At 73.0% G+C, this 15,024-nt stretch carries 14 protein-coding genes; 10 read left to right on the top strand and 4 right to left on the bottom strand.

What is annotated here, in order from left to right; all coding sequences use genetic code 11:
• Positions 1-59: 59 nt before the first annotated feature.
• The 4 genes from ACZ6MA_RS10090 to ACZ6MA_RS10075 all read left to right on the top strand — a co-directional run bounded on the left by ACZ6MA_RS10090 (position 60) and on the right by ACZ6MA_RS10075 (position 4,097).
• Positions 60-1,028, top strand: a complete 969-nt coding sequence (locus ACZ6MA_RS10090) for an ornithine carbamoyltransferase (protein WP_469432573.1) — start codon at positions 60-62, stop codon at positions 1,026-1,028.
• A 29-nt stretch (positions 1,029-1,057) separates the two neighbouring features.
• Entirely contained in the window at positions 1,058-1,480 is a 423-nt protein-coding gene (gene panD, locus ACZ6MA_RS10085) for an aspartate 1-decarboxylase (protein WP_469432571.1), read from the top strand.
• 92 nt (positions 1,481-1,572) lie between these two features.
• A complete protein-coding gene (locus ACZ6MA_RS10080) occupies positions 1,573-2,820 on the top strand; it encodes an ATP-grasp domain-containing protein (RefSeq protein ID WP_469432569.1) in 1,248 nt (415 codons plus the stop codon).
• The gene (locus ACZ6MA_RS10075) at positions 2,820-4,097 is read left to right on the top strand and encodes an MFS transporter (RefSeq protein WP_469432568.1); all 1,278 of its coding nucleotides are present in this window, start codon (positions 2,820-2,822) and stop codon (positions 4,095-4,097) included. Before ACZ6MA_RS10080 ends, ACZ6MA_RS10075 begins: the two co-directional genes overlap by 1 nt.
• Before the next feature lie 62 nt (positions 4,098-4,159).
• Here the strand turns inward: ACZ6MA_RS10075 and ACZ6MA_RS10070 are convergent, their stop codons facing one another.
• Complete coding sequence (locus ACZ6MA_RS10070; RefSeq protein WP_469432567.1) at positions 4,160-5,215, bottom strand: lipoate--protein ligase family protein; 1,056 nt, start codon at positions 5,213-5,215, stop codon at positions 4,160-4,162.
• A gap of 258 nt (positions 5,216-5,473) precedes the next feature.
• On the opposite strand from ACZ6MA_RS10070, the gene ACZ6MA_RS10065 reads away from it, so the two are divergent.
• From ACZ6MA_RS10065 to ACZ6MA_RS10055, 3 genes are all read left to right on the top strand, one after another.
• A complete protein-coding gene (locus ACZ6MA_RS10065) occupies positions 5,474-5,965 on the top strand; it encodes a DUF3761 domain-containing protein (RefSeq protein ID WP_469432565.1) in 492 nt (163 codons plus the stop codon).
• Between the two features lie 116 nt (positions 5,966-6,081).
• Positions 6,082-6,909, top strand: coding sequence for an inositol monophosphatase family protein (locus tag ACZ6MA_RS10060; protein WP_469432564.1), 828 nt, complete (start codon positions 6,082-6,084; stop codon positions 6,907-6,909).
• 28 nt (positions 6,910-6,937) lie between these two features.
• Positions 6,938-8,362: a phytoene desaturase family protein gene (locus tag ACZ6MA_RS10055; protein WP_469432563.1), complete on the top strand. Its 1,425-nt coding sequence runs from the start codon at positions 6,938-6,940 to the stop codon at positions 8,360-8,362.
• A 134-nt stretch (positions 8,363-8,496) separates the two neighbouring features.
• Here the strand turns inward: ACZ6MA_RS10055 and ACZ6MA_RS10050 are convergent, their stop codons facing one another.
• Together ACZ6MA_RS10050 and ACZ6MA_RS10045 are read right to left on the bottom strand one after the other, a co-directional pair.
• A complete protein-coding gene (locus tag ACZ6MA_RS10050; protein WP_469432561.1) occupies positions 8,497-9,087 on the bottom strand; it encodes a Clp protease N-terminal domain-containing protein in 591 nt (196 codons plus the stop codon).
• A gap of 3 nt (positions 9,088-9,090) precedes the next feature.
• Entirely contained in the window at positions 9,091-9,315 is a 225-nt protein-coding gene (locus ACZ6MA_RS10045; protein WP_469432560.1) for a hypothetical protein, read from the bottom strand.
• A 145-nt stretch (positions 9,316-9,460) separates the two neighbouring features.
• Between ACZ6MA_RS10045 and ACZ6MA_RS10040 the strand changes: the two genes are divergently transcribed.
• A complete protein-coding gene (locus tag ACZ6MA_RS10040) occupies positions 9,461-10,933 on the top strand; it encodes an AlkA N-terminal domain-containing protein (protein ID WP_469432559.1) in 1,473 nt (490 codons plus the stop codon).
• 94 nt (positions 10,934-11,027) lie between these two features.
• Positions 11,028-11,531, top strand: coding sequence for a methylated-DNA--[protein]-cysteine S-methyltransferase (locus tag ACZ6MA_RS10035; protein WP_469432557.1), 504 nt, complete (start codon positions 11,028-11,030; stop codon positions 11,529-11,531).
• Between the two features lie 6 nt (positions 11,532-11,537).
• Here the strand turns inward: ACZ6MA_RS10035 and ACZ6MA_RS10030 are convergent, their stop codons facing one another.
• Positions 11,538-13,271 carry a BCCT family transporter gene (locus ACZ6MA_RS10030; RefSeq protein WP_469432556.1) on the bottom strand — a complete coding sequence of 578 codons (1,734 nt, stop codon included), beginning with the start codon at positions 13,269-13,271 and terminating at the stop codon, positions 11,538-11,540.
• A gap of 293 nt (positions 13,272-13,564) precedes the next feature.
• Here ACZ6MA_RS10030 and ACZ6MA_RS10025 point away from each other — a divergent pair, with 293 nt between their 5' ends.
• The gene (locus ACZ6MA_RS10025) at positions 13,565-14,686 is read left to right on the top strand and encodes a glycerate kinase family protein (protein ID WP_469433131.1); all 1,122 of its coding nucleotides are present in this window, start codon (positions 13,565-13,567) and stop codon (positions 14,684-14,686) included.
• The last annotated feature ends 338 nt before the right edge of the window (positions 14,687-15,024 follow it).

Raw genomic sequence — 15,024 nt, 5'->3', positions numbered from 1 at the left:
AAAACCCCCGAGCCCAGCAGACAGCCCAGCAGTCAGCCCCAGCAGACAAGGACACGACATTGCACCGCTCCACTCCCGTACGGCATCTGCTGTCACTCGACGATGTCAGCGACGAGGAGCTGTACGCCCTGGTCGACCGGTCGCGCGCGTACGCGTGCGGTGAGGTCCCGGCGAGCCACCGTCCGCTCGCCGACCGCGTCGTGGCGACGTACTTCCGTACCACGTCCACCCGTACCCGCACCGCCTTCTCCACCGGCGCCCTGCGACTCGGCGCGCACCTGGTCGCCTACGGCCCGGACGACCTCCAGGAGAACACCGGGGAGGACGCGGCCGACACGGGACGCATCCTCGGTCTCATGCTCGACGCCCTGGTCGCCCGGACGTCGGCCGAGGCCGCCGAACTGCGCACCATCGCCTCCTGGAACACCATGTCCGTGATCAACGCGATGACCGAGGACGAGCACCCCACGCAGGCCGTCACCGACCTGTCGGCCATGCTCACCACGCTCGGCCGGCTGAAGGGCCTGCGCGTGCTCTACGTGGGAGAGGGCAACAACACCGCCACGGCGCTGAGCCTCGCCCTGTCGCGTTATCACGGCACGGAGCTGCACGTCCGCACCCCGCGGGGCTACGGCCTGCCGCAGTCGTGTCTCGAGCGGGCGAAGGAGCACGCCGCGGCACATCAGGCGCTGGTCGAGGAGCGCCATGACATGGACGACCTGCCGGATGACGTCGATGTCGTCTACACCACGCGGTGGCAGACCACCGGAACCGTGAAGAACGACCCCGACTGGATGACCGCGTTCACCCCGTTCCGCGTGGACGAGGCCCTGATGAAGCGGTACCCGTCGGCGGTCTTCATGCACGACCTGCCCGCGCACCGCGGCCAGGAGGTCGACGCCGACGTCCTCGACGGCGACCGCAGCGTCGCCTTCCAGCAGGCGGCGCACAAGCTCTACGGCGCCATGAGCGTCCTCGAGTGGTGCCTGGCGGGCCTGCCGCCGGCGGCCCCCGCAGCGACCCGCTGACACGCGACCCGATGACATCAGGAGGACACATGTATCTGACCATGCTCAAGTCCAAGATCCACCGGGCCACGGTGACCCAGGCCGACCTGCACTACGTGGGGTCGCTCACCCTGGACGAGGACCTCATGACCCAGGCCGGTCTGCTGCCCGGCGAGAAGGTCGACATCGTCGACATCAACAACGGCAACCGGCTCTCGACGTACCTGATCCCGGGGCCGAAGGGGTCGGGCGTCGTCGGCATCAACGGCGCCGCCGCCCGGCTGATCGGCGTCGGCGACCTGGTGATCATCATCGCCTACCGGATGTGCCCGGAGGCGACGGCGGGCGAGTACGAGCCCCGCGTCGTGTTCGTGGACGAGCGCAACCGGATCACCTCGGTCGGCCAGGACCCGGCCGAGCCCGGGGAACTGCCCGGTGCGCTGCGCGGCGACGTGGCCCACTCCGTCGGATGAGTGAACGACGCCGGCCGTGGTCCCGGCGGACCACGGCCGGCGTCGCCACACCCTTTCCCCCGGCCGTGCCCGACCCCCGACCAAGGAATGCCATGCCGACCGTTGCTCCCGTCGCCGTCATCGTGGACGGCTATTACAACGCCGCGTTCTACCCCGAGGCCTTCGCCCGCCACGGCGTCCGCGTCGTCCACGTACAGAGCACGACCGAGCCGATCCCCTCGTGGACTCCGCCGGACCCGGCGGCCTACGAGCGCAGCATCGTGCACACCGATGACGCGACGACCCTCGACGTCCTCAAGCAGTACGACCCGCTGTGCGTCATCGCGGGCCAGGAGCCCGGCGTACCGCTGGCCGACCGGCTGAGCGAAGCACTGGGCCTGCCCACCAACGGCTCCCGGCTGTCGGAGGCCCGCCGCGACAAGTACGTCATGGCCGAGACGCTGCGCGCGGCCGGTGTGCGCAGCGCGGAGCAGTACCGGGCGGACACGGCGGACGAGGCCGTCGGCTGGGCGGCCCGGCGCGGGGTCTTCCCCGTGGTGGTGAAGCCGCTCAGCTCCTGCAACGCGGACGGCGTCCGCATCTGCGCGACGGCGGACGAGGTGCGGCGGGCGGCCGAGGAGGTCCTCTCCGGCCGGGACGCCTTCGCTCTGCCGAACACCCACGTACTGGTGCAGGAGTACCTCGACGGCGAGGAATACGTCGTGGACACCGTGAGCCGCGACGGGCAGCGGTTCGTCAGCAGTGTCTGGAAGTACGAGAAGACCCGGTCCGACGGCAAGAACCTGTACGACAAGGAGATCCTGCTGCCCGCGGACGAGGGCCCCGCGACCGTGCTGATCCCGTATGTGCTCACCGTGCTGGACGCCTTGGGCATCCGGCACGGCGCGGCGCACAGCGAGGTGATGCTGACCTCCGGGGGACCGGTCCTGGTGGAGACCGGCGCGCGCCTGAACGGAGGCATGCTGCCCAGCCTGCACGACGTGTGCCTGGGACAGAATCAGGCGGACCTGTCCGTCATGGCGTACGTGGACCCCGACGCGTTCCTGGAGGCGTACGCCGGAAGGATCTGCGAGCGGCGTCAGCCGGCGCTCTGCTACATGGCCGCCACGACCGCGGAAGGCACCGTCCGGTCCGTCGACGAGGAGACCTTGGCGGCCATCACCGCGCTGCCGAGCGTGCACCGGGCCGACCCGCACCTGACCCCGGGACAACGCATCCGGCCCACCGTCGACGCGGCCACCTGCGCGATGCGCGTCTACCTGACCGGGCCGGCGTGGGACGCGGTGCTCGCCGACTACGCGCGCGTCCGGGTGCTCAAGGACTCGGTGTACCGCCTCTGATGGCCGTCCTCAGCTCCGTTCTCCGCGACACCGCCGCGGCGGTGCGCCGACTCGGGCCGGGCAACCGCGTCCTGTTCCTGGCCACGTTCCTCCTGCAGGGCGGAAGCGTCGTCCTCCCGTTCCTCACGGCCTATCTGATCGCCCGTCATCAGTACGCCATGGGAACGGTGGGCCTGATCGTCGCGTGTTACAGCCTCGGTGGGCTGCTCGCCGACCTGTGCTCGGGCCCACTGCTGCGGGCGGTGACCGCTTCGACCCTGATGAAGTCGGGCCTGGTGGGGAACGCCGTCCTGGTGACGGCGATCCCTTACGCGCACCACCCGGTGGTGCTCGCCGCGACCGTGCTGGCCTGGGGGTTCTGTTACGAGATCTTCATGCCTGCCTCCTACGGGGAGACGGTCCGGCTGTCCCCGGAGGGCGATCTGAAGATCGCGTTCTCGTTCAACCGGCTCGCCTTCAATCTGGGCCTGGGGGCGGGGCCCGTGGTGGGCGCCTTCCTGTTCGACCGGTGGCCCTCGGTGCTGTTCGTCCTCAACGCACTGGCCGCCGTGGCCGTGGGGCTGTGTCTGGCGTCCCCCTGGGGAAGCCGGGCCCTCCGGCAGCCGGCGGTGCGCGGGGACGGGCCCGCGCCACCGGAAGCGGCGGAGAAGACCACCGCCGTGCCGGAACCGGCGGGCGGCGGCGGCCGGTTGTGGGCCGTGCTGCTGCTCAGCCTTCCCATCCACTACGCCTATGGGCTGCCGCTGATCTTCCTCAGCGTCTACATCCCGCATTACCTGCACTTGCCGAACATGTGGGTGGGGGTCGTCTTCGCCGTCAACGCCGGAATCATCGTGTTCTTCGAGGTTCCCCTCAACACCGTGATGCGCGATGTCGGCAGTCTGCCGACCCTCATCACCGGTTATGTGCTGGCGGCCGGAGGATTCGCCCTCATGGGAGTGGCGCGGACGGGACCCGTGCTGGTTCTCGCGACGCTGTTGTGGACGGTGGCCGAGATGATGGTCCTGCCCGGGCTCATCCACTACGTCTCCGTCCTGTCGCCCCCGGCGAAGACGTCGCGGAACATGGGCCTGTACGCCGCCGCGATGAACGTGGGCCTGATGGCGGCATCACAGCTCGCCCTCGTCATCGCCTCGTTGGCCGGCCCGTCCGTCCCCTGGTACACGGCGGGCGCCGCCATCGCCGCCGTCGCGGTCGTCTTCCACTTCCTGCGGCGGGCCGACCGCGCACGGCACGCGGTGCCGGGTGAGGAGCCCGGGGAGTTGGCACGCACCTGACTTCCACGGGCGCCCGGGGGGAGTGGGGACCGCACCCGGAAGCCGCCCCCCCCCGAGCCCCGTTACGGCACCCGCGCCGTCCACTCGGGCGAGGTGAACTTCGTCGCCGCCAGCTCCTCGGCCCGTGCCATCTCCTCGGCGGTGACCGCACCCTCCGCCAGCCCGTAGCGGCCGCGGAAGGACGCCACCATCTTCTCGATGACGGCGGAGCGCGGCAGTCCGGTCTGACGGCGCAGCGGGTCGACGCGCTTCTTGGCGCTCTTGGTGCCCTTGTCGGACAGCTTCTCCTTGCCGATGCGCAGCACGTCGAGCATCTTGTCGGCGTCGATGTCGTACGCCATGGTCACGTGGTGCAGCACGGCGCCCTCACCACTGACCACGCGCTTCTGCGCCGCGCCCGCGATCTTGCCGGCGTCGGTGGCGATGTCGTTGAGGGGCTGGTACCACGCCTTGACGCCCATGTCGTCCAGGGCGCCGAGCACCCAGTCGTCGAGGTAGGCGTAGCTGTCGGCGAAGGAGAGGCCCTGGACGAGGGCGTCGGGGACGGACAGCGAGTACGTGATGGTGTTGCCGGGCTCGATGAACATCGCGCCGCCGCCCGAGATCCGGCGCACCACGGTGATGCCGTGCCGCTCGGCCGCCTCCGCGTCGACCTCGTTGCGCAGCGACTGGAAGCTGCCGATCACCACGGCGGGGGAGCCCCACTCCCACACCCGCAGCGTCGGCGGCCGCCGCCCGGCGGCGACCTCGGCCGTCAGCACCTCGTCGAGGGCCATGTGCAGGGCCGGGGACTGCGGACCGCAATGGATCAGCTCCCAGTCGTAGTCCCGCCAGTCGGTGGCGTGCGCCAGCGCCCGGCGCACCGCGATGCCCACGGCCTCCGAGGAGAAGCCGAACATCACCGTGCCCTCGGGAAGCGCCGCGTCGATGCGCGCCGCGAGCTGCGGGGCGGGGGTGTCGGCGGAAGCGCCCTCCAGGGCACGGTTGATGTCGAGGAGCGCCTCGTCGGGTTCGAGGAAGAAGTCCCCGGCCACGCGCACATCGCGCAGCGTGCCGTCCCCGACCTCCAGGTCCACGACGACGAGCTTGCCGCCCGGCACCTTGTACTCACCGTGCACGGCGCATCCTCCAGCTTGTTGTCCACCGGCCGACCCGGCCGGGGCAGCGGGAACCAACGGTAACTCCGCTCTACGACGCTTCGTCCACGTGGGCCACGTACACTCTGCACAGCTTCACGCGCCCCCACGCGCCTGCTCCACACTGCTTCACGCCCCCCACCCCGCCCTCCCGGAATCGCCGGGCGCCGGCTCGTGACCGGGTGCGGAGCCATGCGCGGAACGTCTTCGCGCAGCTGTGCGACAGGGGGGATCCTGATCGTGAGCACGTACCAGACGGGCAGACTGGCACGAGCGGGCGCGGCACTGGCCGCCGTGCTGGCTCTGGGCTTCGGCGCGGTGGGCTGTGACGACGGAGACGGCGGGAGCAAGCAGGACCCCAAGCCGGCCTTGTCGGCATCGGCGGCCCCCTCGGAGATATCCACGCCGTCGCCGACCCCCACCCCGACCCCTACCCCCACGCCCGCCGGCAGCAGCTCGGCTCCCACATCCGAGCCCACGACGGAGCCGCCCGCCGACGCGTCGGGATCGGCCTCCGGCGGTTCCTCGGGCGGCTCCGGCTCGGGCGGCGGCTCCGGCTCGTCCGGTGGTACCTCGTCGAGCGCGAGCGGCGGCGGCTCCTCGACGGGCGGTTCGCACAGCGGCGCCTCCGCGCTCTGCAATGACGGCAGCTACTCCTATTCGGCCCATCGCAGGGGCACCTGCTCCCACCACGGCGGTGTGTCGCAGTGGCTCAAGGACCTGCCGTCCTGACACCGCCGTCCTGACCACGGCCTGAGCGCCACCGCCGGAAGCAGGGTTCACCTCGATGACGCCGCACCGACTCCGGCTCACCACCGATTGTCGGTGCGGCGTGATTCGATGGACGTATGATCGATGAATTTCTCGCAGGTGACCTCACCGATGTCGAGGAGGCCGTCCGCAGGGCGGCCGCCGCCGAGATCATGCCCCGCTTCCGGCAGCTCGCCGCGGACGAGATCGTCGAGAAGAACGGCCCGCACGACCTGGTGACCGTCGCCGACCGGCTCGCCGAGCGGCACCTCGCGGCCTCGCTCACCGCCCTGCTGCCCGGCTCCGTCGTGGTCGGCGAGGAAGCCGTGCACGCCGACCTGTCGGTCCTGGAGGCGCTCCACGGCCCGGACCCGGTATGGATCGTCGACCCCGTCGACGGCACCCGCCAGTTCGTGCACGGCGACCCCGCCTTCGCCACCCTCGTCTGCCTCGCGCACCACGGCGAACTGCTCGCCTCGTGGACGTACGCCCCGGCGCTGGACCGGATGGCCGTCGCGCGACGCGGCGGAGGAGCGGTGCTGAACGGCTCGCCGCTGCGCTCCGGCTCGCCCGAGCCCGGCAAGGACTTGCGGGTGGCGGTCTCGCACTACGACTTCACCACCGACGAGGAGAAGCTCATCCTCGGGAAGCTGCTCACCGACGGCGTCGTGCCGCGCCCGTGCGGCTCCGCCGGCCTGGAGTACCTGCGGGTGGCGGAGGGCACCCTCGACGCGGTGGCCTTCTCCTGGGAGAACGCCTGGGACCACGCGGCCGGGCTGCTGCTCGTCGCCGAGGCGGGTGGCGCGAGCGCGACCCTCAGCGGGGACCCGTTCCGGATAGGAGGCGGCAACACCCTTCCCTTCACCGCGGCGAGGGATGCCGCGACGGCCCGGCATATCCTTGATCTGCTGGCGTCCGCCGGCTGATCTGCAGGGGACGAGGGGAGTCCGTGCGGTGCCCACGATGCTCGACGCGGTCGTCGTAGGGGCCGGGCCCAATGGGCTGACGGCCGCGGTCGAACTGGCCCGGCGGGGCCTGAGGGTCGAGGTGTTCGAAGCCGCCGACGCGATCGGCGGCGGAGCCCGCACCCAGGAGCTGACCCTCCCCGGCTTCCGCCACGACCCGTGCTCCGCCGTGCACCCGCTCGGCGCGGGCTCGCCCGCCTTCAACGCCATGCCGCTGGCCCGGTACGGCCTCGACTGGCTGCACCCCGAGCTGCCCATGGCACACCCCTTCCCCGACGGCACGGCCGCGGTCCTCTCCCGCAGCATCGGAGCCACGGCCCACTCCTTCGGCCCGCGGGACGCCGGCGCGTACCGCAGGCTCGTCGCGCCGTTCCACGGCAAGTGGGAGACGCTGGCGGCGGACTTCCTGCGCACCCAGTGGGACGGGCTGCCACGCGACCCGGTCGGCTACGCGCGCTTCGGCCTGGTCGCCGCGCAGCCCGCCGCGCTGCTCACCCGTCGCTTCCACGACGAGAAGGCGCGCGCCCTGTTCGCCGGGCTCGCCGCCCACGGCATCGCGCCGCTCACCGGTCTCGGGACCGGCGGCATGGCGCTGGTGTTCGCGCTCGCCGCACACGCGGGCGGCTGGCCGGTGCCGCGCGGCGGCTCCCAGTCGATCGCCGACGCGCTCGGCTCGTACCTGCGGGCGCTGGGCGGTGCCGTCCACACGGACTTCGAGGTCAAGCGGCTCGACGACCTGCCGCCCGCCCGCGCATACGTCTTCGACACCTCACCGACGGCCCTGGCCCGGATCGCCGGCCTGGGCGACGCCTACCGCCGCTTCCGCTACGGACCGAGCGTCTTCAAGGTCGACTACGCCCTCGACGGGCCGGTGCCGTGGACGGCCGAGGAGGCCCGGCGGGCCGGCACCGTCCACGTCGGCCCGACGTACGGCGAGATCTCCACCGCCCTGTACGCCGCCTTCAACGGCCACGACCCCGCCGTCCCCTTCCTGATCACCGCCCAGCCCAGCCTCGTCGACCCGTCCCGCGCCCCGGAGGGCAAACACACCTTCTGGGTGTACGGGCACGTCCCGAGCGGCTGGGAGGGCGACGCCACCGAGGTGATCGAGCGTCAGATCGAGCGGTTCGCACCCGGCTTCCGCGATCTCGTACTCGCCCGCGCCACCGCCGGTCCGCCGCAGCTCGCCGCCCGCAACGCCAATTACGTCGGCGGCGACATCGCGACCGGCTCCGTCGCCGGTCTGCGCCTGCTGATCCGCCCGAAGCTGGCCCGCGTCCCCTACGCCACGGCCCACCCGGCGGTCTTCCTCTGCTCCTCCGCGACTCCGCCGGGGCCGGGCGTGCACGGGATGTCGGGGCACCATGCGGCGAAGGCCGTTTGGCGACGGCTTACGGTTCGCTCCGCGGGCTAGGCCGTGTCCTCCGGGGGTGCCTGACCGACGGCTTCGGCTGCGGGCCGTCCTGGCCGCCTGCGGCGGCGGGCGCCCTGCGGGCGCGTCCTCAATCGCCGGACGGGCTTGATTTGGCTGAGCCCAGCCGAAACCAGCTACGCCGCCCGGTCCAGGTCGGCCACGACCCCGGCACGTACGGTCGCCGGGTCCGTGCCGAGCCTGTGCAGGACCCCGGCCGTCACGGCGTCCTCCGGGTGGAGGACGCCCAGGAGTACGTGTTCGAGGCCGATGCGGCCGTCCTTGCGGGCCAGTGCCTCGCGCAGCGAACGCTCCAGCGCCTTTTTGGCGCGCGGGGTGAACGGGATGTGGCTCCGGGATCCCTTCGCGCCGCCCCGGTGGCGGCCGAACGGCAACCGCCGGGTCCTGACGGGCTCCTCCCGGGGGCCCAGCGCGCCCGGCCCGAACCTCTCCTCGGCACGGGCACGCACCGCGTCGAGGTCGATCCCGAGCGCGCGGAGCGCCTCCGCGTCACCGGCGTCGAGCGGTCCCGCCGGGGTGAGGGCCGCACGGCAAGCGGCGGGCGTGATGCCGAGCCGCGCCAGCGTGGCAGCCCCCGGTGCCCCCTCCTGTGCGGCCACGGCGACCAGCAGGTGCTCGCTGCCGATCCATGTGTGGGCCAGGTCGCGCGCCTCCTCCTGCGCCTGGATCACCGCGCACCGGGCCTCTTTGGTGAACCTCTCGAACATGAGCTACCTCCTGGCGTGTTTCTTGTGCACTGCCTGCCTGCTCACACCCAGCGCGGCCCCGATCTCCTCCCAGGACCAGCCCTGCCGCCGCGCGCTGTCGACCTGGAGCGCCTCCAGGCGCTCGACCAGCCGCCGCAGCGCGGCGACGGCGCGCAGTCCCACGTGGGGATCAGCGTTCATGGCGGCCTCGGTGGTGCCGACCGCGTCCTTCGCATCCGTTCCGGCCATGCTGTCAACCTAGGGTGACAAACGCCGGACGTCAACCACCGTTGACAAAGTGGGAGGTGGGTGAATGGCCACCCCCGTGGTCGGCCCGGCGTCCATGTCGGATTTCCGCCAGCCAAGGCCGTCCCGGAGGGGCGAGTCTTGACTCATGCACACCGACTTCGACCGTTGCGTACGGGCCGTGCGGTCCAAGGACGCCCGCTTCGACGGATGGTTCTACACCGCCGTCCTCACCACCCGGATCTACTGCCGGCCGAGCTGCCCCGCCGTACCGCCGAAGGACCGGAACATGTCCTTCTACCCGAGTGCGGCCGCCGCCCAGCAGGCCGGTTTCCGGGCCTGTAAGCGCTGCGCGCCCGACGCCAGCCCCGGCTCGCCGCGCTGGAACGAACGCGCCGACCTCGTCGCCCGTGCCATGCGGCTCATCGGTGACGGCACGGTCGACCGCGAGGGCGTCCCCGGGCTCGCCGCCCGCCTCGGCTACAGCACCCGTCAGATCGAACGGCAGCTGCTCGCCGAGCTGGGCGCGGGCCCCCTCGCCCTCGCCCGGGCCCAGCGCGCCCAGACCGCCCGGATCCTCATCGAGACCAGCGGACTGCCCATGGCGGACGTCGCCTTCGCCGCCGGATTCGCCTCGGTCAGGGCCTTCAACGAGACCGTGCGGGAGGTCTTCGCGCTCGCCCCGACCGAGCTGCGCGCCCGCGCCACCCGGGGCAACCAACCCTCCACCGCCGGCGTCCTGACGCTCCGTCTGCCGTTCCGGGCGCCCCTGAACCCCGACAACCTCTTCGGACACCTCGCCGCGACGGCCGTCCCCGGCGTCGAGGAGTGGCGCGACGGCGCCTACCACCGCACCCTGCGACTGCCCTACGGACACGGCACCGTCGCCCTGCGCCCACGCCCCGGCCACATCGACTGCCGGCTCGCCCTCGGTGACCAGCGCGACCTGGCGGGCGCCATCAGCCGCTGCCGGCGGCTCCTGGACCTAGACGCCGATCCGGAGGCCGTCGACACGCTGCTGGGCACCGACCCGATGCTCGCCCGCCTCGTCGGCAGGGCGCCGGGGCGGCGGGTGCCCCGCACGGTGGACGCCGAGGAGTTCGCCGTCCGGGCCGTGCTCGGCCAGCAGGTGTCGACCGCCGCCGCCCGCACGCTCGCCGCCCGGCTCGTCACCGCCCACGGCACGCCGCTGGAAACCCCGCACGGCGGCCTCACCCACCTGTTCCCGACCGCCGAGGCACTGGCCGGCCTCGACCCCGCCGCCCTCGCCATGCCCACCGGGCGCCGGGCCACCGTCGTCCGTGTCGTCGACGCCCTCGCGAGCGGCGCACTCGCCCTCGGCGTCGGGAGCGACTGGGAGCGGGCGCGGGCATGCCTGACCGCGCTCCCCGGCATCGGCCCCTGGACGACGGAGATCATCGCGATGCGGGCCCTCGGCGACCCCGACGCCTTCCTCCCCACGGACCTCGGCGTCCGGCGCGCCGCGGCCACCACGGGCCTGCCCGCCACGCCCGGGGCGCTCACCCGGCACGCCAGCGCGTGGCGGCCGTGGCGCGCGTACGCCGTCCAGTACCTGTGGTCGGCCGACGATCACGCGGCGGCCCGCATGCCGGTGGCCTGACCGGCCGGGCGACGACCGGCGCCCTCGGTGCCGCCGCCTCCGCTCGCCTCCACCACGCTCCTCGTCCGCCGCGATCCGAACGGAAACGCTCCTCATGACCCGTGTCCACACCGTCATCGACAGCCCCTACGGCCCGCTCACCCTCGTCGCGACCGACGGCCTGCTGTCCGGGGTCTATATGACCGACCACCGGCACCGGCCGCCCCTGGAGACCTTCGGTGCGCGGGACGGCCGGCCCTTCCCCGAGGTGGTGCGTCAACTGGAGGCCTACTTCACCGGCGCGGCCACCACCTTCGACCTCCCGCTGCACCAGGACGGCACCCCGTTCCAACGCCGCGTCTGGGACGGCCTCCGGCAGATCGCCTTCGGCGAGACGCTCTCCTACGGCGAACTCGCCGCCCGCATCGGGGCACCGGGCGCCTCCCGCGCGGTCGGCCTCGCGAACGGCAAGAACCCCATCAGCATCATCGTCCCCTGCCACCGTGTCATCGGAGCCAACGGCAGCCTCACCGGCTACGGCGGCGGCCTGGACCGCAAGCGCCGCCTGCTGGACTTCGAGCGCGGCGCGACGCCCTCGCCCCCGGACCGGCTGTTCTGAGGCGGCTCAGCCCCGGGGGCCGGTATCGGAGTCGTCGCGGCCGCGGGCGCTGTCCGCCAGCCGGCGCAGCCGGGGGTGCCGGGTCCGGTCCCGTTCGGTGATCGCTTCGCCGATCATCGTGCGCATCGCGTCCCGCAGCCCGTGCGCCGCGTGATGGCGGGCGGGGCCCGCACCCGGGTCCGCGCGCAGCTCCGTCAGCAGGGACCAGCACAGCGCCAGCATCACCAGCACGAACGGGAGCGCGACCAGGATCGTCGCCGACTGGAGGGAGCCGAGCCCGCCGGCCACCAGCAGGACGGCGGCGACCGCCGCCATGAGCACCCCCCAGGTCACCACGAGCCAGGTGCGCGGATGCAGCGCGCCCCGGCTGGAGAGCGAGCCCATCACCAGCGAGGCGGAGTCCGCGCTGGTGATGAAGTACGTCATCACCAGCACCATCGCCACCCACGACACGAGCGTGGCGAGCGGCAGGGTGTCCAGCAGCGCGAACATCGACGCCTCCGCGCCGTCCGCGACCGTCCCCGCCATGTCGGCCGCACCGGTCATGTCCAGCCGCAGCGCGCTGCCGCCCATGACGCAGAACCACACCACCGTCGCGCCACTGGGCACCAGCAGCACGCCGACGAGGAACTCGCGGATCGTCCGGCCGTGCGAGATGCGGGCGATGAAGGTGCCCACGAAGGGGGCCCACGACAGCCACCACGCCCAGTAGAAGATCGTCCAGGCGCCGAGCCACTTCGAGTCCGTGAACGCCCCGGTGCGCGTGGCCAGCACCAGCAGATCGTGCAGATAGCCGCCGGTGGCCGCGGGGATGGTGTTGAGGATGTTGACCGTCGGCCCGAGCAGGAAGACGAAGAGCATCAGACACGCGGCGAGCAGGATGTTGATCGTGCTCAGCCACTTCACGCCCTTGTGCAGCCCGGAGAAGGCGGACAGGACGAAGGCGCCCGACAGCCCCGCGATGATGATCAGCTCCAGGGTCTTGGAATCCTCGACCCCGGTCGTGATGTTCAGGCCCTTCGACACCTGGAGCGCGCCCAGGCCCAGGCTGGTCGCCGTCCCGAACACCGTCGCGAACACGGCCAGCAGATCGATGGCCCGGCCCGGCCAGCCGTCCGCCCGCCGCTGCCCGAGCAGCGGTACGAACGCCGAGCTGAGCCGGTTGCCCCGGCCCTTGCGGAAGCCCGCGTAGGCGAGGGCGAGGCCGGACATCCCGTAGATGGCCCACGGGTGCAGGGTCCAGTGGAAGAAGGAGTACTCCAGCGCCGTCCGGGCCGCGGCCGGGGTGCCGGCGGGGACGCCGCTGCCGGGCGGCGGGGAGGTGAAGTGCTGGAGCGGCTCACCGACGCCGTAGAACATCAGGCCGATGCCCATCCCGGCGCTGAACATCATCGCGATCCACGCGAGGCTGCCGAACTCCGGCCGGTCCTCGTCCCTGCCCAGCCGGATCCGGCCGAACCGGCTCGCGGCGATCACCACACACAGCACGAGGAAGACATCGGCCGCGATCACGAACAGCCAGGCGAAATTCGACAGTACCCAGTTCAGGGCGGACGACGACACGCTGTCGAACGAATGCTTGCCGAGCGCCGCCCAGGCGACCACCGCCAGGACCGCGGCGCCCCCGATGGCGACGACGGCGAGATCGGGCGGCCCGTCCTGCGGAGGCCCGTTCCGTGGTGGCTCGGCGGGGCCGGACGGCGGGGCCGAGCCGGTCGACTCGGATGCGTCGGTGCTCATGACGCCCCACTATGGCCGGGAGAGTCCCAATTGGGCGGCCTGGCACGCCGCCCGAGGCATGGGCAACGCCATATGCCGCCGGGTAGGGTCGCAGCGGCGCGACTGCCTGTGCGCGAGCAGGCCCGGAGAACAGGGGATGCAAGGTGGCAGACGCTGCGAGGACGACCGGCCCGGACGCGGAAGGCCGCCCGGGGCCGACGATGACCGCCTCGGTGGGGCGGCCGGCGGACCCGGACGCCGGGGCCGCCCCCGGCCCGGGGCCCGCGAGCGGTGCCGGGGGGACGCCCCCACGGGTGCTGATCGCCGCCGACAAGTTCAAGGGCTCCCTCACGGCCGTGCAGGTCGCCGCCCACCTCACGGCCGGACTGCGGCGTGCGGTGCCCGGGCTGACCGTCGAGTCGCTGCCGGTCGCCGACGGCGGCGACGGCACGGTCGAGGCGGCCCTCGCGGCGGGCTTCGAGCGCCGCGCGAAGCACGTCACCGGGCCGCTGGGGGCACCCGTCGACGCCGCGTACGCGCTGCGCGGCGAGACGGCCGTGGTGGAGATGGCCGAGGCCTCGGGCCTGCGGCACCTGCCGGAGGGCGTGTGGGCCCCGCTCACGGCCACTACGTACGGCACCGGCGAGCTGCTGCGGGCGGCGCTGGACGCGGGCGCCCGGCGCATCGTCCTCGGCGTCGGCGGCAGCGCCACCACGGATGGCGGAGCGGGGATGCTCGCGGCGCTCGGCGCCCGCTTCCTCGCCGCCGACGGGCAGCCCCTCACCCCGGGCGGCGGCCCGCTCGCCGGGCTGGTCACCGCGGACTTCTCCGGGCTGGACCCACGCCTGGCACAGACAGTCGTCACCCTCGCGAGCGACGTCGACAACCCGCTGACCGGCCCGACGGGCGCGGCGGCGGTCTACGCGCCGCAGAAGGGCGCCGACGAGGGCGACGTCGCGGAGCTGGAGACGGCCCTCGCGCACTACGCCTGGATCCTGGAACAGGCCGTCGGCCCCCAGGCGGCCGAGTACGCCCGCGCCCCGGGCGCGGGGGCCGCCGGCGGCCTCGGGTTCGGGGCGCTCGTCGGGCTCGGCGCGCGCTTCCGGCCGGGCATCGACGTGATGCTGGAGGTCCTGGGCTTCGCGGCGGCGCTGGACCGGGCGGACCTGGTGATCACGGGGGAGGGGTCGCTGGACGAGCAGACCCTGCACGGCAAGGCCCCGGCGGGCGTGGCGGCGGCGGCCCGCGCCCGCGGCCTGGAGGTCATCGCCGTCTGCGGCCGCCTGGCCCTCCCCCCGGAGGCCCTGGGCCGCGCGGGCATCCGCCGCGCCTACGCCCTCACCGACCTGGAACCCGACCCCACCCGCTGCATGACCGACGCGGCGACTCTCCTGGAACGCACGGCCCAGCGCCTGGCCGGCGATTTCCTGACCTGAGCCGTTGCCGTGCCGGCCGCCGCGTCTGCTGTTTGCACCACCGCTGCGCGGCGGTTGTCCTCAATCGCCGGACGGGCTTAATTAAGCCCGTCCGGCGATTGAGGACGCGCCCGCAGGGCGCCAAGCCGCCGCAGGCGGCCAAGACCGCCCGCAGGCGAAGAACCCGCCGGCCAGGCGAGAGGCGGCCAAGACGGCCGGTAGCCGAGTATCCCCCGGCCGGGGAACCTCCACCGCCAAACGACAAACGGCGTGGGGGGGGGGGGGGGGCGCCCCCCCCCCCCCCCCCGGGTTCCAGTTCTTGCGACAGCGCTCCTCCCCCCGTAAAACCAAGCGTGCCT

Source organism: Streptomyces sp. NPDC042259 (assembly GCF_055582085.1).
The sequence above is the reverse complement of the archived record's forward strand: the minus strand, read 5'-3'. Positions and strand labels throughout refer to the sequence as shown.

What these genes read in the sequence shown, in the direction of transcription:
- ACZ6MA_RS10040 (WP_469432559.1), top strand. Translation starts at nt 9,461, where the DNA reads ATGCACACCGACTTCGACCGTTGCGTACGGGCCGTGCGGTCCAAGGAC.
- ACZ6MA_RS10075 (WP_469432568.1), top strand. Translation starts at nt 2,820, where the DNA reads ATGGCCGTCCTCAGCTCCGTTCTCCGCGACACCGCCGCGGCGGTGCGC.
- panD (WP_469432571.1), top strand. Translation starts at nt 1,058, where the DNA reads ATGTATCTGACCATGCTCAAGTCCAAGATCCACCGGGCCACGGTGACC.
- ACZ6MA_RS10060 (WP_469432564.1), top strand. Translation starts at nt 6,082, where the DNA reads ATGATCGATGAATTTCTCGCAGGTGACCTCACCGATGTCGAGGAGGCC.
- ACZ6MA_RS10050 (WP_469432561.1), bottom strand. Translation starts at nt 9,087, where the DNA reads ATGTTCGAGAGGTTCACCAAAGAGGCCCGGTGCGCGGTGATCCAGGCG.
- ACZ6MA_RS10030 (WP_469432556.1), bottom strand. Translation starts at nt 13,271, where the DNA reads ATGAGCACCGACGCATCCGAGTCGACCGGCTCGGCCCCGCCGTCCGGC.
- ACZ6MA_RS10080 (WP_469432569.1), top strand. Translation starts at nt 1,573, where the DNA reads ATGCCGACCGTTGCTCCCGTCGCCGTCATCGTGGACGGCTATTACAAC.
- ACZ6MA_RS10035 (WP_469432557.1), top strand. Translation starts at nt 11,028, where the DNA reads ATGACCCGTGTCCACACCGTCATCGACAGCCCCTACGGCCCGCTCACC.
- ACZ6MA_RS10045 (WP_469432560.1), bottom strand. Translation starts at nt 9,315, where the DNA reads ATGGCCGGAACGGATGCGAAGGACGCGGTCGGCACCACCGAGGCCGCC.